10 protein-coding genes are annotated in these 17,557 nt (G+C 52.4%); 8 read left to right on the top strand and 2 right to left on the bottom strand.

Annotation, left to right across the window (positions count from 1 at the left end; genetic code table 11):
- Window positions 1–51: 51 nt before the first annotated feature.
- A complete protein-coding gene (locus tag BOC67_RS09600) occupies window positions 52–663 on the top strand; it encodes a fumarylacetoacetate hydrolase family protein (protein ID WP_291909804.1) in 612 nt (203 codons plus the stop codon).
- 97 nt (window positions 664–760) lie between these two features.
- Here the strand turns inward: BOC67_RS09600 and BOC67_RS09595 are convergent, their stop codons facing one another.
- Window positions 761–1,198, bottom strand: coding sequence for a MarR family winged helix-turn-helix transcriptional regulator (locus tag BOC67_RS09595; RefSeq protein WP_291909802.1), 438 nt, complete (start codon window positions 1,196–1,198; stop codon window positions 761–763).
- Between the two features lie 79 nt (window positions 1,199–1,277).
- Here BOC67_RS09595 and BOC67_RS09590 point away from each other — a divergent pair, with 79 nt between their 5' ends.
- The 4 genes from BOC67_RS09590 (at window position 1,278) to BOC67_RS09575 (ending at window position 10,259) form a co-directional block, all read left to right on the top strand.
- On the top strand, window positions 1,278–3,404 hold the full coding sequence (locus BOC67_RS09590; protein ID WP_291909800.1) for a thiamine pyrophosphate-dependent enzyme: 2,127 nt from the start codon (window positions 1,278–1,280) through the stop codon (window positions 3,402–3,404).
- Window positions 3,405–3,499: 95 nt separating this feature from the next.
- Window positions 3,500–4,792 (top strand): hypothetical protein, encoded by a 1,293-nt coding sequence (locus BOC67_RS09585; RefSeq protein ID WP_291909799.1) that lies wholly within the window; start codon window positions 3,500–3,502, stop codon window positions 4,790–4,792.
- Window positions 4,793–5,495: 703 nt separating this feature from the next.
- Window positions 5,496–8,651: a TonB-dependent receptor gene (locus BOC67_RS09580; protein WP_291909797.1), complete on the top strand. Its 3,156-nt coding sequence runs from the start codon at window positions 5,496–5,498 to the stop codon at window positions 8,649–8,651.
- A gap of 30 nt (window positions 8,652–8,681) precedes the next feature.
- Complete coding sequence (locus BOC67_RS09575) at window positions 8,682–10,259, top strand: RagB/SusD family nutrient uptake outer membrane protein (RefSeq protein WP_291909795.1); 1,578 nt, start codon at window positions 8,682–8,684, stop codon at window positions 10,257–10,259.
- Window positions 10,260–10,317: 58 nt separating this feature from the next.
- Here BOC67_RS09575 and BOC67_RS09570 read toward each other — a convergent pair whose 3' ends face one another.
- Window positions 10,318–10,854, bottom strand: coding sequence for an RNA polymerase sigma factor (locus tag BOC67_RS09570; protein WP_291909794.1), 537 nt, complete (start codon window positions 10,852–10,854; stop codon window positions 10,318–10,320).
- Between the two features lie 223 nt (window positions 10,855–11,077).
- On the opposite strand from BOC67_RS09570, the gene BOC67_RS09565 reads away from it, so the two are divergent.
- The 3 genes from BOC67_RS09565 (at window position 11,078) to BOC67_RS09555 (ending at window position 17,534) form a co-directional block, all read left to right on the top strand.
- Window positions 11,078–12,124 (top strand): FecR domain-containing protein, encoded by a 1,047-nt coding sequence (locus BOC67_RS09565; protein ID WP_291909792.1) that lies wholly within the window; start codon window positions 11,078–11,080, stop codon window positions 12,122–12,124.
- A gap of 225 nt (window positions 12,125–12,349) precedes the next feature.
- A complete protein-coding gene (locus BOC67_RS09560; RefSeq protein ID WP_291909790.1) occupies window positions 12,350–15,718 on the top strand; it encodes a SusC/RagA family TonB-linked outer membrane protein in 3,369 nt (1,122 codons plus the stop codon).
- A gap of 10 nt (window positions 15,719–15,728) precedes the next feature.
- Entirely contained in the window at window positions 15,729–17,534 is a 1,806-nt protein-coding gene (locus BOC67_RS09555) for a RagB/SusD family nutrient uptake outer membrane protein (protein WP_291909788.1), read from the top strand.
- Window positions 17,535–17,557 lie beyond the last annotated feature (23 nt).

Below are 17,557 nucleotides of genomic sequence, written 5' to 3'. Positions count from 1 at the left end.
TGTAAATATGGCAGCTATCTGCTTTATTTAACCTTTAAAAACAAGCGCATTATGAAAATTATTTGCGTAGGTAGAAACTATGCCGACCATGCCAAAGAATTGAAGAATGAAGTGCCTGAGGAACCAGTACTCTTCATGAAACCGAAAAATGCCTTGCTACAGAATAATCATCCATTCTATTACCCGGAATTTACCAGCAACCTGCACTATGAATGCGAGCTGGTACTCCGCGTGAGCAAGAACGGTAAACACGTCCAGGAAAAATTTGCAGATAAGTACTATGACCAGATATCCGTGGGAATCGACTTCACCGCAAGGGATATCCAGGACCGCCAGAAAGCGAAAGGGCTGCCCTGGGAAATAGCAAAGGCTTTCGACAACTCCGCCATCGTAGGGAAATTCCTGCCCATTACGCCGGAAATGGACAAGAAAGACATTAACTTCTGCCTCTATAAAAATAAAACCCTGGCGCAGCAGGGCAATACGAAGGACCTGTTGTTTAACTTCGATTTTCTCGTTGCCTATATCTCCAAATACTTTACGCTCAATATCGGCGACCTCATCTTTACCGGTACGCCGGCCGGTGTAGGCCCCGCCGAAATCGGGGACTCCTTTGAGGCATTTATCGAAAATGACAGCCTGCTGGAGTTTTCTGTAAAATAATTAGGTTTTTCCCTTCGGGAGAAGTAAAACCAGTAATGAAAAAGGGGCCGGTAACAGGCCCCTTTTTCATGGAATATGCCACAGCAAAAATCCATCCCTACTTCGGCACATTCGCATAAATCGTGTCCAGGATACGGGTCAGCTCATTATAATCCTTTTCCGTCAGAGTCTTCCACCCCACCTTACGCATTTCATGCACCATCGGCTTCACATCCTTGTATTTTTCCACACCCTCCGGCGTGAGCTGTAAATAGACCTTCCGGCGGTCCAGGCTGTCAGCCTCCCGCTTTACCAATCCCTTTTTCACCAATAACTCAATAATCCGGCTGATCGTCGTAATGTCTTTCGACGTATTACGCGCCAGCTCGTTGTGGGTGGTCTTTTTATGCTTGTAGAGATTTTCTATCAGTAACCATTGATCCACTGTAATGTCCTTCTGCTTGGCGTCAAACTCTTTTTGCCAATAATTGCGCAGTTTCTTAAGCGTAGCATCCAACTTAAAAAAAGATGGATTACTGACGAAAGTATCAGTCATATTTCTTTAATTTGCATTAGCAACAGTTGTTGTAGCAACTATTTTGCTTTTCCGGATTTCATCACCAAAACAGTCTTACGTGTTTAAAGATAGTACAAGCGTTTCAACTTTAAAAGCACCGGCTGAAGGGAATAGGAAACCAGCCGGTAACCGGGACCTGCTCCAGGCCTACCGCCTGATGTGTGAAGCCGCTGCCATGGCGGCCGTATATGAAGCCAACCGCCCCATCTGCAAGTACGTACACTCCACCTCCAGAGGCCACGAGGCCATCCAGATCGCCACCGGATTACAACTGCGCCCCTGGGACTATGCAAGTCCCTACTACCGGGACGATAGTATGCTCCTTGCCATGGGATTCTCGCCGTACGAACTGATGCTGCAACTCCTCGCCAAAGCGGAAGACCCGTTTTCCGGCGGGCGCTCCTACTATGCGCACCCTAACAGTAACCGGCCGGACAGGCCTAAGATTCCCCATCAAAGCAGCGCTACCGGCATGCAGGTCATACCCGCCACAGGTATGGCACAAGGCCTGCAATACCTGGCCCAGCTCCGGCTAAGCCTCCTGCAAACAGGCCCCGATGGGGAAATGCCGGTCGTACTCTGCTCCCTCGGCGATGGCAGCGTTACCGAAGGCGAAGTGAGCGAAGCCCTGCAGTTTGCCGTACTCAAACAACTCCCCATCATCTACCTGGTGCAGGATAATGAATGGGGCATCTCCGTTACCGCCGCCGAAGCCCGCGCCATGGACGCGTACGAATATGCCGCCGGCTTTAAAGGGCTGGAACGTATGCGGGTGGATGGCAGCGACTTCGAAGCCTCCTACGCCGGCATGGCCGCCGCCATCAGCTACGTGCGGCACGAACGCCGGCCCATACTGGTACAGGCTACGGTACCCCTGCTGGGGCACCATACCTCCGGCGTACGTAAGGAATGGTACCGCGGTGCGGACGACCTGGAAAAACACGCCAAAGACGATCCCATTCCCAAACTGCGACAGCTGTTGCGCAAAAAAGGCGTAACGGAAGCGAAACTGGCGGAAATCGAATCGGAGGCCACAACCTATATTCAACAATGCTTCGATAAAGCGGTAAATGCCGCCAATCCCGATCCTGCTACCATCCACGACCACGTATTTGCCCCAACGCCGGTTACCGCGGAAAGCGGCGACCGCACGCCTGCCGGCGGCCAAAAAGTGGTAATGGTGGATGCCGCCCTCCACGCCGTGGAAGAAATCATGCAGGCCTATCCGGAGGCCATCCTGTACGGCCAGGACGTAGGCCGCCGCCTGGGCGGCGTATTCCGGGAAGCGGCCACCCTCGGCGATAAATTCGGGGACCACCGCGTGTACAACACCGCCATCCAGGAAGCCTATATCATCGGCTCCACCGCCGGCCTCTCCGCAACAGGCGTTAAACCAATTGTGGAAGTGCAGTTTGCCGATTATATCTATCCCGGCTTTAACCAGCTGGTGACGGAAATTTCAAAATCCTGTTATCTCTCCAACGGAAAATACCCGGTGCAAACCCTGATCCGCGTGCCCATTGGCGCATACGGTGGAGGAGGGCCCTACCACAGCGGCAGCATGGAATCCACCCTGCTCACCGTAAAAGGCATCAAGGTGGTATATCCCTCCAATGCGGCGGACATGAAAGGGCTGATGAAAGCCGCCTTCCTCGACCCCAATCCGGTAGTAATGCTGGAACATAAAGGACTTTACTGGAGCAAGGTGCCGGGCGCCCAGGATGCAATGACGATTGAACCAGCGGCGGACTACGTACTGCCGTTAGGGAAAGGCAACATCGTACTGCAGGCGCATCCCAAAGACGTAGCCCGTGGCAATTCCATGTGCGTGATCACTTACGGGATGGGCGTGTACTGGGCCAAAGCCGCCGCCAAAAACTTCCCCGGTAATGTGGAAATCATCGACCTCCGCACCTTATTCCCCCTGGATGAAACACTGATCTTCGAAACCGTGAAAAAGCACGGCAAATGCCTCGTGCTTACGGAAGAACAGCTGAATAACTCCTTTGCCGAAGCCCTGGCAGGCCGCATACAAAAAGCCTGCTTCCGCCAGCTGGATGCACCGGTGTACACACTGGGCGCGCTGGACCTGCCGGCCGTACCGCTCAACACCGGCCTGGAAGCAGCCATGCTGCCTAATCCGGATAAGGTGGCTGCTGCCATTCATGAGTTGCTGAACTATTAATCCATACTACCCATCCATCAGAAAGCAGCGCCACAGCGCTGCTTTTTTATTTCCGGCACAGTTCCTGCGCTTCATCCACACCAAATATTACCCTGATGCCCGATATCAATGACCTGAACATCCGCGAACTGATTCCCGTGTATGATACCACCCGCAATCCTGATGCCCGCGAAGTGCTGACGGCCCTGATGCTGGAACTACCCGGCAGCCCCGAACTGATTTATAAAAAACAGGAGGTCATGAAAGCCATGATCCATCACGGTTACTACCGTACGCCGCTGGAATATTCCAGGGTGGATTATGCCGAAGTACAGGCATTCCTGCACCGCCTGGAACAGGTGGAATTACCCGCGGCGGGGGAGGTGCTGTTCAGGGTCTTCCACTATAAAACGCTCCGCGATGACCTGTATAGGTTGCTGGCCGGCCTGCGGCAGCTGATCGGCTTCCTGGACGTGGCGGACCGTTATTTCTCCATCATCAATCCTGCACACTTTCCGCCGGATTTCCGGCAGCAGTTAATGCTTATACAGGATCTATTCAGGAAGATGCAATTGCCGTCATGGAAGATAGCCGCACGTAACGGCACATTTGCCGCAAGGGAAGTAAGACGGTTGCTGCAATTGTTCCGGCAGGAAATATCCGTTCCGGAGTGGATGGCCTTCTGGCAGACTTTCAACTACTGGGAAGCCTGGCTGTCCATCGCCCATACCGCCGTAAAACTGGAATTGAGTTTTGCAACATTTACCACCGGGAGCTTCACGCTGGAGGATTTTTATCACCTGCTGTTAAAGCAACCGGTGCGCAACAGTATTGATACCGATGCAAGAGTAATACTGCTTACGGGCGCCAACATGTCCGGCAAATCCACCCTGCTGAAAGCAATTGGCTGCTGCGTGTACCTGGCGCATGCCGGTATGCCCGTGCCGGCCCGCGTTTGCCGTATTCCTTTTTATAATGAAATCAGTGCGGCCATTAACCTCCGGGACGATCTGCAAAGTGGTTACAGCCACTTTATGATGGAAGTGCAACAGCTCAAACGTACGCTGCAGTTGGCAGGCGCGGGCCGGAACTGCTTTGCCATATTTGATGAATTATTCCGTGGGACTAATGCCGACGATGCAACGGACATTTCCCTGCAAACGATCCGCGGGCTGGCAACATCTCCGCAAGGATTATTTATTATATCCACCCACTTACACGCGCTGGAAAATTTACTGGCGCCTAATGCCGGCTGGCAGGCAATGCATATGGTATGCGAACCGGGCGATGGCTTGCCCCGCTTTGCTTACCGGCTGCGGGAAGGGTGGGGGCGACTCAAAATCGGCCGCATAATTTTTGAGCAGGAAGGACTGCCTGCAATGTTAAACCAGTGGAAAAGCTTAACTTAATAATAGCAGTTTAAACAGGTAAAATGTGAATATTATACCATTCGAAAAAAAAGTTGCAAAAACGTTTTAGTTATTGGGAAATATCCCTATTTTTATCTAGAGAAAATTGCCAGAGTGAGGACCCGGTTCTGTATTGCTTATTGACCATCATCGAAATGAAAAATTAATTAACCTACTGCATCAGGAACGAAGAACCAGTGTTGAGACGCTATTGCGAAAATGATTTCCACGAAAATGCTGTAAAACCAAAAGGAGAAGTAGAAATAAATAAAACCGAAAAGTATGTAACAAAAAAATTCACAGTTGTACTGGCTTGTATTTTTTGCTAAATCGATTTTATAATACGTTTGAACAGTATTATAAATCCTGTATTCCAGACCCTGTAGAATTGCTTGTAAAACTGAGTGCCAAAAAATATTGCAGATGCCAGGAGTAATTTTTCCACGTATGGCGCCCGGGTCATTCTGCAATAGTGATTCAATTCCATTTATTTAATCAACATCGCATGTAAAACTTAAAACAATGCTATGATGCAACGCTGACGGCTATACGAAAATCCATAGCCCTCTTCACATGTACCACATCCGGTACATAACAGCTTCCTATTGTCCATTTTTCATTACCGCTATGCCGGGATGACTGGGCGCTGTTTGCCAAATCGATTTAGCAGAAATGCTAACCAAAACCTAAAAATCTAAAATGTATGAAGACGAATTTGACATGCCTAATGCGGTCGGCCCTGCTCAGCATACTTATGCTGCTCACCGGTCTGATGGCATTTTCACAATCCAAAAAAATCACCGGGCGTGTATTCGACGGCAGGGATAACTCCCCGCTGCCCGGCGTAACCGTACAGGTAAAAGGCACCAACACCGGCACGCAAACCGGTGCGGACGGTTCCTATTCCCTGAATGCCCCCGCGGGCGCCACACTGGTATTTACCTTCATCGGTTATACCCCGCAGGAAAAAGCGATCGGCAACGCTACGCAAATAAACATGGCGTTAACCACCGATACTAAATCCCTCCAGGACGTTATCGTAATCGGTTATGGTACCGCCAAACGCTCTGACCTCACCGGCTCCGTAGCCTCCGTACGCGCGGCGCAACTGCAGGAAAGACCCGCCCCCTCCCTCAACCAGGCCCTGAGCGGCCGCGTACCAGGGGTGCAGGTAAACACCAACTCCGGACGCCCCGGCGGTCAAACGAAAGTCCGCATCCGCGGTTTCAGCTCCATCAACTCATCCAACAACCCGCTCTATGTGGTAGACGGGGTGGCGCTGCCCGTAGGTACGCAAACCCAGAACAGCAACGCCATCGACTTTATTAACCCATCCGATATTGAATCCGTGGAAGTGCTGAAAGACGCTTCCGCTACCGCCATCTATGGCGCCCGCGGCGCCAACGGCGTAATCCTCGTTACCACTAAAAAAGGAACTGCTACCGGCGGCCGCGTAACTTACGACGGCTACGTAGGGAAAAACACCCCGGGCCCCCACCGCGTGAAAATGCTTAATGCCAGGGAATACATGGCCGTGGAAGACCTGGCCTGGAAAAATGCGGAAATATACGATCCGGAAGGCTGGGCCAAAGGCGACTATGTTTCCAAAAATCCTAAACTCAAAAGAACCGATCCGCGCCTCTTTGATAAAGACGGTAACCCGCTGTACGATACCGACTGGTTCGAAGAATCCCTGCAGCACAAACTTTCCCAGAACCACCAGCTGGGCTTCACCGGCGGTAACGCGGAATCCCAGTACGGCCTCTTCCTCGGCTACCTCGATGATGAAGGACTGCTGAAAAACTCTTACCTCAAACGCTACTCCGCACGCTTTACCATCGACAGTAAAGTGAAGGAATGGCTGCGGGTGGGCGGTTCCCTCTCTTACAACAACCAGGAAGAAAACCTGGTGGACATCGGCACCGGCGGCCTGAACTCCGTACGTATGATTACGGAGGCGCTGCCTTTCCTCCCGGTGAAATTTGCCGATGGAACCTGGTCCAATAATAAGGTATATCCCGGCGCGGAAGGTGGTTCCAACCCCGTGCAAATCCTCACGGACAGGAAATATATTCTCAACACCCAAAACCTCCTGGGCAACGTTTACGCGGAATTGCAACTGGCCAAAAACCTGACCTTCCGCAGCGTATTCGGTACCAACATCGTTACCCGCGGCCGCAACGAGTGGAACGGCCGTTCCCTCCTGGATATCTCCGCCAGCCAGAAAGGTATTGCCATCAGCGCGAACGACAGGGAAACCTACTGGTCATTCGAAAACTATATGACCTATTCCAAACGCTTTAACGATAAACATAGCTTCACCGGCATGGTGGGCTTGTCCTGGCAGGAAAGCAACTTCTTTGGTTTCAACGCCCGCGCTGAAAACTTCTCTACAGATTATTTCGAGAACAACAGCCTCGGCTCCGGCTCCAATATCCCCGCCAGCGGCGTGGGTTCCAGCCGTAACAAATTCGCCTTCAACTCCTATTTCGCAAGGCTGAACTATACCTTCCGCGATAAATACATGGTGACCTTCACCGGCCGTGCGGACGGTTCTTCCAAATTCGGAAAGAATAAAAAGTACGCAGTATTCCCTTCCGCAGCTTTGGCATGGAGAGCCTCCGAAGAACCTTTCCTGAAAGACAGCCGCGTGATCTCCAACCTGAAGCTCCGCACCAGCTACGGTTTAACGGGTAACTCTGAAATTGCGCCATACACCTCCCTGGCCTCCCTTTCCGCCAGCAGCACCTATGCGGCCGTTATCAACGGCGCTAAAGTACAGGGGGTAGGTACCAACCGCCTCGCCAACAGCGACCTGCACTGGGAAAGAACCGGGCAGTACGACGCCGGCGTGGAAGTGGGCTTCCTGAAAAACAGGCTGAACCTGGAACTGGATTATTACTACCGCAAAACCACCGATATGTTGCTGGATGCCCCGGTGCCTACTACCAGCGGCTATACCACCATAAAAAAGAATATCGGTACCATGGCCAATAAAGGGGTGGAAGTAAACGTAAACGCCACCATTATTGACAAGGAGAAATTTACCTGGAACAGTGCCTTCAATATTTCCTTCAACAGGAACAAAGTATTGTCCCTCGCTACCCCGGCAGATATCTTCGGGGTGGGTGGTCCTAACTTCACCAACCAGACCAACGTGATTCGTGTAGGCGAACCCGTGGGTTCCTTCTGGGGCCTGGTACGCCTCGGCACCTGGAGCACCGCAGAAGCGGCTGAAGCGGCTAAATTCAAGGATTACCGTGGCGGTAAGCCCATCCTGCCGGGAGATATCAAATACCTGGACGTAAACGGCGACTACGCCATCAACGATGCGGACCGTATGATAATTGGTAACGGTAACCCTGACGGCTGGGGCGCATGGAATAACAACTTCCGGTACAAAAACTGGGAACTGGCCATCGAGCTGCAATTCATGTACGGCAACGATGTGCTGAACATGACCCACCACTCCGGGGAAGACCGTACCGGCCTTGCCAACAGCTTCAAATCCGTACTGGACTACTGGACGCCGGAACATCAGAACACCATGATTGCCGCGCCGCGCAACCCATCCGCCGGCTATGTAACGAACGTGGATACACGCTGGGTAGAAGACGGCTCTTTCATCCGTGGTAAAAACCTGCTGCTGGGTTATTCCTTCCCGGGCCAGACGGTGCAGCGCCTGCACCTGCAACGCCTGCGCGTTTACGGCTCCGTGCAGAACTTCTTCCTGAAAACCAAGTTTAGCGGCAATGATCCGGAGGTGACCACCTATGGCGATGTGTTCGCTCAGGGGCAAACCTTCTTCGACTATCCGAAACCAACCACCTTCACCGTGGGCGTAAATGTGGCATTCTAAACCTGTTGTGTTATTAAAATGAACAAGATCATGAAACGTAAGATATTTAATAAATCGCTGCTCCTGGTGCTCACAGGCGCGCTGATGCTGGGTACCGGAACCGGTTGTAAAAAGTTCCTCGAAGAGCAGGACCCCTCCAACCTCTCGCCGGACAGCTACTTTACGCTGCCTGAACATGCGGATGCAGCCGTATTTGCGGCTTATGCGCGCACCCGCATCATTGCGGAAGGGGCGGGTATCTTTTCCAACAACTTCCAGCTGCTGGACGCCGTAACCGGTACCGCTACCACCGGTACCGCGCAGAACTCCGACCTCAACAACCTGCTCGGCCTGGTGTACAACGGGGAAAACCTCCATATCCAACAATGGTGGAGAGGCTTGTACCGGGTGATTGCCCAGTGTAACCTGACGCTGGATAACGTGCCTAAGATCAATCCCATGGATGAAGCCCAGCGTAAACGGGTAATGGGAGAAGCCAGCTTCCTCCGCGCATGGGCCTACTTTTATGCCGTAAGGTTCTGGGGCGATGTGCCGTTGATATTAAACTCCCAAACGGCCAGCTCTCCTGATTTTGCGCCTTCCCGCACCAAAGCCGAGGATGTGTATAACCAGATCGTAAAAGACCTCCAAACCGCCGAAGCGGCAGGCTTGCCCTGGGTAGACCCCACCGGCCGCGTCAGCACCGCAGCCATCAAAACACAACTGGCAAAGGTGTACCTGACCATGGCGGGCTTCCCGCTGGCAAAAGGCGCCTCCCATTATAAACTGGCCGCCGATAAAGCGAAGGAAGTGATCGACTACGCCACTGCGCATCCCGGGGAAATAGGGCTGTTTACCAATTACAGCCAGCTCCATGCCGTGGCCTCCAACAATAAGCTGGAACACCTCTTTGAAGTACAATACCTGAGCGGCGTAGAGGAAAATCCTTTACAGTCCGTCATGCTGCCCAATAACTCCCTGTCCAAAAACATCTCTGCGGACGGTAGCGGTGTGGGCAGCTCCATGCCTACCCGTTCCTTCTACGACTCCTACAAGAAATTTGAGCCGAAGGATAAACGTACGGACGAGCAGCAATTCTTCTTTACCTCCTATTACGTGGATGGCAGCGGGGCGGACTTCCCGCTGGGCGCTCCCTACATCTTCAAGCATTTCGACGTGGTTTGCCATGGTACCAAAGGCGTACCCGGTACCGGTATCAGTAACCTGAACCTGCCACAGATCCGTTATGCGGAAACCCTGCTGATTTATGCGGAAGCGCAGAACAGGGCGGACGGGACGCCTAACGCTACCGCCTACACGGCGCTGAACGCCATCCGCGGCAGGGCAGGCCTTGACCCGCTGGCCGGCCTCAGCTCCGCCGCCTTTGAACAGGCGGTATGGCGCGAACGCTGGCATGAGTTCGCCTACGAAGGCATCATCTGGTTCGATATGGTGCGACTGAGAAAAGTATATAATGAAGATAATAACGGTTTCGACGAGTTTGAAGGACACGTGAACAAAAATTCAGGCCAGGCGCTGCAGAAGAAGCATCTGCTCTTCCCGCTGCCTACCTCTGAAATGAAGAACAATCCGAATCTGAAACCGCAGAACGAAGGTTACGGTAACTAGCAGGTTACTGGTTTAAGGCAGTGTCTTCTCGTGGCATAGCGCGGGAAGCACTGCTTTTTTATTTGTACAGGTCCTCCTTTTCAAGGGTAAACTTCACAGCGGCAGTGAGTCGCTTAATGGCAATGGCCAGCTGGTTCTCCACCGTTTTGACGGATACATTCAGGATTTGCGCCGCTTCCCGGTATTTTAACCCATGCTGCTTGATCATCAGGTAAATGGTTTTACACTTCGGGGGTAACTGCTGAATGGTGGCTTCCATTTTCCGCACCATCTCGGAAGTGATCATTAGCTCCTCGGGATTGCTGTCGAAAGTAATTTGGATATGGGCGTCAGGAGGGAGGTCAACAGCCCGGAAATGGGCTTGCTTTCGCTTATAATCCACCGCTTTGTTGCGGGCCACGACGAAGAGGTACACCTCCGGGTTTTTAATGTCTCCCAAAGACCCCCTTTTTTGCCAGCAATGCATAAATACGTCGTTGGCAATTTCTTCGGCTACTTCCCTGGATTTGGTAAGCGTGTAGGTATATCGCAACAGGCGCACGAAACACTGATTATAGAAAAGCTTGAAAGCCTCCTCATCATTGTTCGCCGTCATATCAGTAAAAAGCTGATTAATGTTACACTGTTCCATCCCTGTTGACTGCTAGATATTGGTTGCAATTTATATAACGCAGATTAAGCTAAAGTTAACAAAATATTCCGGCTGCAAACGCCAAAAAAAATTTCTCCGGTCTTTGGGGGTATTTCACCCCCGGTGCGACCTACCTGTATAACGATCAGTAGCATTAATGAGTGAACAAAACCGTATTTATGCACTAATGGCCAGGAAGGCAGCGGGAGAAGCTTCCCCTGACGAACTGGAAGAACTGGAACAGCTCCTGCTGGAAAATCCGGAATTACAATATGCATTCAATATTGTAGTTGATATCCGTGAAGTGCATGAAACCAACAACTTTACAGCCGAAGAGGCCGAGGTGCTGAAAACCAAAGGGCTGGAACAACTGGCCGGCTGGCTGCAACAGGAGCCGGACCCGGTAAAGCGCCACCGCCTTACCTGGAAAGTGTTTGCCGCCATCGCCGCGGGCGCCGGCCTGCTCATCGGCACATTCTTCTACTGGCCTAAATCCGGGACCACTACATTCGCCAACCAGGTAGTGACCCGCAATGGTTCCAAATCCACCATGGTATTGCCTGACGGCAGCACCGTAGCGCTCAATGCCTGCAGCCGGCTGCAATATGATGCGGATAAATTCCTGAAAGGTAACAGGGAGGTAACACTCACGGGAGAAGCCTATTTCGATATCAGGCACGATCCCGCACACCCCTTCATTGTTCATTCAGGGAAAGTGAACATCAAAGTATTGGGCACCTCCTTTAACGTGAAAGCCTACCCGGAGGACAAACAAATCGAAACAACGCTGATCAGCGGCAAAGTGGCGGTATCTTTCAAAACCGCTGAAAACTCCGAAGCAAAAGAAGTAGTACTGCTGCCGGCGCAACGCCTGCTGATCAACAAACTGCCGGCGCAAGGGATACCTGCCCATGCGGCACAGGCCGGTCTTACCAACTATTCCGTGGCCACCGTCCGCAATGCCGCCGCCAACACCATAACAACAGAGGCTATACCAACGGCCTGGATGAACGACCGCTTCGAATTCGACAGCATCCCGCTGGGGGAATTGTCGCACGACCTCGAACGCTGGTACGACGTCCGTATCATCTTCAAAAATGAAAAATACAAGCAGGAACTTTTTACAGGCGTGTTCAAAAAACAACAGCTGGAAGAAGTGCTGAGCGCACTGCAACTTACGCTGGGCTTTAGTTACGAGATAGATAAAGAGAAGAAAACAGTCACCATCAGGTAACAACAAAAATCCATCATCTATGGAATAACAACACCATCAACATATTTCCAGACATGAAAAAGGGAAATGCGGCAACATTCCCCTTTACAAAGGCTAAACAAGTAAACCGATCAGCGAGATCCGGTAATGGCCTATTATTTAACCTAATGAAACAAAATTATGAAAAAAAACTATTGGTGGCCTTCGCATATTCCCCATGGGAGTATGAGGAAACTCATTATGCGTATGAAATTGACTTCCGTATTGCTATGCGCCGGTTTTTTACAGTTGAGCGCCCACGGATTCTCGCAGGAGAAAATCAGCGTGGACCTCAGCAATGTCCATATCAGTAAACTACTCAGCCTCATAGGTAAGAAAAGCGACTACACCTTCCTCTATAAAACCGGCGCCCTACCGGATGTGCGCGTAAGCCTCCGGATGGAAAATGCCGCCGTTACCGCTATCCTGGATAAAGCCTTCACCGGCACCAATCTCAATTACCGCGTAATGCCCAACAACCTCGTGGTAATTGTAAAAGGAAGCGAAGTGGTAAAAACAATACCCGTAAAAGGTGTGGTGAAAGATATGGAGGGCACGCCCCTCATCGGCGTAACCGTAAAGGTACAGGGCACCTCCCAGGGCGTTACCACCAACACCAAAGGAGAATATGAACTGGAAGTGCCGGAAAATGCCGTGCTGGAATTCAGCTATATCGGCTACGAATCCAAACAGATGCCCGTTAAAGGCGTTCAGCATTTTAACGTAACCCTCACTGCCAACTCCAGCGGCCTCAACGAAGTAGTGGTAGTAGGTTATGGCACGCAGAAAAGGGTAAACCTCAGCGGCGCTGTCGATAACATTTCCGGCAAGGCGCTGGAAAGCCGCCCGATCACCAACGTGGGCACAGGCTTGCAGGGGCTGATCCCCAACCTGAACATCGGCATTAACAACGGCCGTTCCTCTTCCGCGCCTACGTTTAACCTGAGGGGTTATACCTCCCTCTCCGGTGGCGATCCGTTTATCCTGGTGGATAACATCCCTTTCAGTGCGGAAGAAGTATCCCGCCTCAACCCCGCCGATATTGAAAGCGTAACGGTATTGAAAGACGCTGCCTCCGCCGCCATCTACGGCGCCCGCGCGGCTTTCGGGGTGGTGCTCATTACCACCAAATCCGCAATGGACGGCAGGCTCACCGTTACGGCCAATACTAACTATGCCGTGCGTACGCTCGGTAAAGTGCCGGATGTGATCACGGATCCGCTCATCACCATGCAAATGAAGCACGATGCCGCTACGCCGCTCTACAACCTCTACCCGGATGCGGTGAGAGAGTACGCCGCTAAAAGATCTAAAGATCCCTCCCTGCCGGCAGTTATCACCGATCCTACCAATCCCAATGCCTACGCTTACTACGGCACTACGGACTGGCTGCACGAAGTGTACAATAAAAGCGCGCCCGCCTTTACCGGCAACTTCAGCATTGCGAGAGGGGATGAAAAGCTGAACTATTACCTCTCCGGCGAATATTACCAGCAGGACGGTATGCTCCGCTATAACCCGGATGTTTACAAGCGTTACAACCTCCGCGCAAAAGCTACCTATACCTTCAACGACCGTATTAAATTAGGTACCAACACAACCTATACCACTTCTTCCTATGACGCGCCCAGCACAGCGATGGATTACCTGTTTTTCCATAATGCGAACCGTACGCCGTCCCTCTCGGTGCCACGTAACCCGGATGGTACCTGGACTTCCGACGGCGCCGCGCTGCTCGGCCGCTTGCAAAGCGGTGGGCGGAATACGACGGACATGAACGAGTTCCTCGCCAGCTTCAACGGCGAGCTCGGTATCATCAAAGGTATCTGGAAATTAAAAGGGGAAGCCACTTTCCGCCGTACCAATTCTGCCGGCAAATCTTTCGTACTACCGGTAGCGTATCGCACCGGGCCCGGCCAACCGTTGCAATACACAGACGGAAACCAGTCCAGCGCTTCGTTTAACAGCCTGGGCATGAAATACACCGTGTATAACCTCTATTCCGATTTCAATAAAAAATTCGGCAAGCATGAACTCTCCGCGCTCGTAGGCTTCAACCAGGAGTACTTCCAGACGGATGCCTTCAACGGTAACCGCAATGGCCTGATCAGTACCCTGTACCCCACCGTGCAACTGGCTACCGGTACGCCTAAGATCGGGGAAAGTTTCGAGGACTGGGCAGTGCGCGGCCTCTTCTACCGCCTTGCTTACAACTACAGTGATAAATACCTGCTGGAGGTGAACGGCCGCCGCGATGGCTCCTCCCGCTTCCCGATGTATAAACGCTGGGGCACCTTCCCGTCCGCCTCTGCGGCCTGGGTGGTGACGAATGAAAACTTTGCCAAACCGCTGGCCACCGCCATCGGGATGGACTTCCTGAAACTCCGCGGCTCTTATGGCTCCCTGGGGGATCAGACTTTTAACTCCTACGGTTATTTTGAAACCATGAATGCCGGCACCCTCAACACCATCCTCGACGGATCGCAACAGGTAGCCGTATATATGCCCAGCCCTGTAACGGCTGATTATACCTGGCAAACAGTGAGGTCTATCAATGGCGGGGTAGATGTGGCCTTCCTGAAAGAACGCTTGTACGTGAGCTTCGATCATTATACCCGCTTCACCGAAGGGATGTTTGTGAAAGGCAAAACCCTGCCCGGCGTTTATGGCGCTGAATCGCCCAAAACGAATGCGGCCGACCTGAAGACCCGTGGCGGCGAACTGTCCATCATGTGGAGGGACCGCATTGCGATCGGGAAGGACAACCTGTCGTACAGCATCAAGGTAGCCGTGGCTGACAGCAAAACCTTCATCACCAAATACGATAACCCGGTAGGCAACCTCAATGACTACTACGTAGGTCAGCGTTTAGGGGAGATATGGGGGCTGGAAACAGAAGGATTCTTCCAGAGTGAAGACGAAATCAAGGCCCATGCCGATCAGTCGAAGGTTGGCTCGGACGACCAGGGTTACAAATGGTATGTAGGCGATCTGAAATTCAGGGACCTTAACAATGACGGTGAGATCAGCTATGGCAAGAATACCGTTAGCGATCACGGGGACAAGCGCATAATCGGTAACAACAGGCCGCGGTTGCCCTACAGCGTGGACCTGAACGCCAGCTACAAAGGCTGGGATTTCAGGGCTTTCTTCCAGGGTATCGGCAAACGCGACTGGTATCCGAATGCCGGCAACCACTACTTCTGGGGCATTTATGCGCAACCATGGGCAAACGTGCAGGTGCAGAATATGGACCACTGGACGCCTGAAAATCCGAACGCTTACTTCCCCCGCGTGAAATCCTACATCGCGGAAGATGCTACGGAGCTGGGCGCGCCGCAGACGCGCTACCTGCAAAACGCCGCTTACCTGCGCCTGAAAAACGTGACGCTGGGCTATACCCTGCCTAAGTCCGTAACTGACCGGCTGAAGATTGCGCGCCTGCGCTTCTACCTCTCAGCGGAAAACATCTTCACCGTTTCCCACCTGAAGGCCGACCTGGATCCGGAAGGGCTGGATGGCAGCGTATATCCGTTCCAGAAAACCTATTCCGCCGGCTTAAACCTGAATTTCTAAACTCTGCAACATGAAAAAAACTGCTTCTTATATACTTTTACTCGCAGCAGGCTGCTGGACTGCCTCCTGCAACAAGGACTTCCTCCAGCGTAACCCGGAAACATCCATCGTTCCCGATGCTTACTTTGGCTCGCCCAAGGACCTGGAAACTTATTCCAACTCTTTCTACAGCGTGCCTACCTATGCCACGGATGATATCAACAGCGATAACATTTCCTATTATAGCCAGGCCGGCGAGCTGGACCTGATGATGGAAGGCGGGCTGAATGCCACTACGGCGGGCAGTACCGGCTGGGACGACTGGGGGCGCCTCCGCTCTTACAACTACCTGCTCGATAACGCCAATAAAGCCACCGGCGATACGGCGCTGATCAATCATTACATTGGCATCACCCGTTTCTTCCGCGCCAAGTTCTATTTTGATAAGCTGGCCCGCTACTCTGACGTACCGTGGTACTCGCATGTGCTGAAAAATACGGATAGCGCGCTGTATGCGGCCCGTAGCCCGCGCACGCTGATTGCGGATTCCATCATGGCGGACCTTCGCTATGCCATCGCCTACATCAAACCGGATGAAGGCAACAGAACGCGGGTAAGCAAATGGACGGCCCTGGCGCTCATGAGTCGCTTTGGCTTATTTGAAGGCACTTTCCGCAAATATCATCCGGAGCTCGCCTTACAGGAAACGGCCAAGCCCTTCCTGGAAGCGTCGGTAGCAGCTGCGCAGGAACTGATCAACAGCGGCAGGTTCCAGGTGTATAATACCGGCAAGGGCGCGGTGGATTACCGGGCGTTGTTTGTAAGTCCTACGCTGGCTTCCAACCCTGAAATGATCCAGTGGTACGAATGCCGCCAGGCGTTGAAGGTGGGCAACAACACCCATACCGTGCTGGGCTGGACCTGGTCCATCAGCAACAGCCTCGTGGAAACCTACCTGATGAAAGACGGTACGCCGTTTACCAGTCAGGCCAATTACAACAAAAAAGGTTTCGTGGAAGTATTTGCCAACCGCGATCCACGGCTGGCGGAAACCGTGGCCTACCCCGGTTATTCCACCACCAACGATAACAAATATTATATTCCCAAACCAAACCTCGGCGGCTTTGACCAGCTGAAGTTTTACCCCCGCGACCCTGCGCTGCGCCAGGGTTGGGATGCCAACTACACCAGCCTGCCGGTTTACCGCTACGCCGAAGTATTGCTGAACTATGCCGAAGCCAAAGCGGAGCTGGGAATGCTCACCCAGGATGATTTGACCAACAGCGTCAACAAGCTGAGGGCGCGTGTACAAATGCCTGACCTCCTGATGGCTGTGGCCAACGCCAATCCGGACCCCGTACTGGCGGCTGCTTACAGCAATATAAACGGCAGCAACAAAGGCGTATTACTGGAAATCAGGCGGGAACGCCGGGTGGAGATGGCCTGCGAAGGCTTACGCCTCAATGACCTCAACCGCTGGGCTGCCGGCGCACTGATGGAGCAGGCCCAACAAGGTATGTATGTACCTGCATTGGGTCCTTTGGATATTACGGGAGATGGGGTAGCTGACATTGCCATACTGGCAACGCCGAATGACACAGCTTCGCTGGGCGGCCTGCCGCCGGCAGTAAAACAATCGATTAGTCGGTACGCCCTCAAAGACGTGAACGGTAAGGAAAATAACTTCTACCTGGATAATAACACTTCCGGTCATATTTCGTTTACCCGTTACCGTGATAACAAACGGAAATTCGTAGCGCCGCAATATTACTATCGCCCGATTCCGTTCAGTGAAGTGGTGCTGAATCCAAACCTGAAGCAAATACAGGGTTGGTAGCAAGTTAAAACTTACAGGAGGGT

Source organism: Chitinophaga sp. CB10 (assembly GCA_001870995.2).
GTDB lineage: Bacteria > Bacteroidota > Bacteroidia > Chitinophagales > Chitinophagaceae > Chitinophaga.
Note: the sequence above shows the minus strand (reverse complement) of the source record. Positions and strands in the feature narration are given on the sequence as shown.

Coding starts and splice junctions, on each gene's coding strand:
- BOC67_RS09555 (WP_291909788.1), top strand. CDS start 15,729: ATGAAAAAAACTGCTTCTTATATACTTTTACTCGCAGCAGGCTGCTGG.
- BOC67_RS09595 (WP_291909802.1), bottom strand. CDS start 1,198: ATGACTGATACTTTCGTCAGTAATCCATCTTTTTTTAAGTTGGATGCT.
- BOC67_RS09570 (WP_291909794.1), bottom strand. CDS start 10,854: ATGACGGCGAACAATGATGAGGAGGCTTTCAAGCTTTTCTATAATCAG.
- BOC67_RS09575 (WP_291909795.1), top strand. CDS start 8,682: ATGAAACGTAAGATATTTAATAAATCGCTGCTCCTGGTGCTCACAGGC.
- BOC67_RS09580 (WP_291909797.1), top strand. CDS start 5,496: ATGAAGACGAATTTGACATGCCTAATGCGGTCGGCCCTGCTCAGCATA.
- BOC67_RS09600 (WP_291909804.1), top strand. CDS start 52: ATGAAAATTATTTGCGTAGGTAGAAACTATGCCGACCATGCCAAAGAA.
- BOC67_RS09585 (WP_291909799.1), top strand. CDS start 3,500: ATGCCCGATATCAATGACCTGAACATCCGCGAACTGATTCCCGTGTAT.
- BOC67_RS09560 (WP_291909790.1), top strand. CDS start 12,350: ATGAAATTGACTTCCGTATTGCTATGCGCCGGTTTTTTACAGTTGAGC.
- BOC67_RS09565 (WP_291909792.1), top strand. CDS start 11,078: ATGGCCAGGAAGGCAGCGGGAGAAGCTTCCCCTGACGAACTGGAAGAA.